This window comes from Alphaproteobacteria bacterium (assembly GCA_025800285.1).
GTDB lineage: Bacteria > Pseudomonadota > Alphaproteobacteria > JAOXRX01 > JAOXRX01 > JAOXRX01.
This window is the reverse complement of the sequence record JAOXRX010000057.1, coordinates 1-591: the sequence shown is the minus strand read 5'-3', so window position 1 is coordinate 591 and position 591 is coordinate 1. Positions and strand designations below refer to the sequence as shown.

Below are 591 nucleotides of genomic sequence, written 5' to 3'. Positions count from 1 at the left end.
GCTTCTCCTTTAGAAGCAATAGATGTAAATTATGCTGATGATTTTGAACTCGCAGAGTTAATAGCTGCAGGAAAACGAGAAAAAGAGAGAAAGCTTTTTAAGAACCTTGGTAATCTTTTAAGTTCATCAATGTTATCAGATATTTTAGATGATTTAAAAATTGATGGAGTTATAAATAATTTAAAGCTTAATTTAGAGCATAAAAAAATTCTTGGATATGCAAAAACATTAAAGTTAAAAAAGCTTAATAATAATGAATCTTATACTAGTATTTATGATGCTTTAGAATCTTATGATAGTATAATCTCAGAAGATATCATTGTTGTGGAAAATGAATGTCCAGAATATGCATATTTTGGTGAATTAAATGCTAGTCTAGCTATTCGTTCAGGAGCTATAGGAGCAATAATAGGAGGAAAAACAAGAGATAGTGCAGAGGTGAACCTCTTAGATTTTCCTGTTTATTCTACTGGTTATTCATGTAAGGATGTTAGAAAAAGAGCAATAGTTGAGTCTGTTAATAAAACAATCAATTTATTTGGTGTATTTGTTTCTCCTGGTGATTTAATCTTTGGGGATAATGATGGAATT

The 591-nt window shown here is 29.3% G+C and carries 1 protein-coding gene; it reads left to right on the top strand.

The window, feature by feature from the left end; translation table 11 throughout:
• Positions 1-591: RraA family protein (locus OIF36_02710; protein ID MCV6599374.1), on the top strand; the 591-nt coding region annotated here is incomplete at both ends.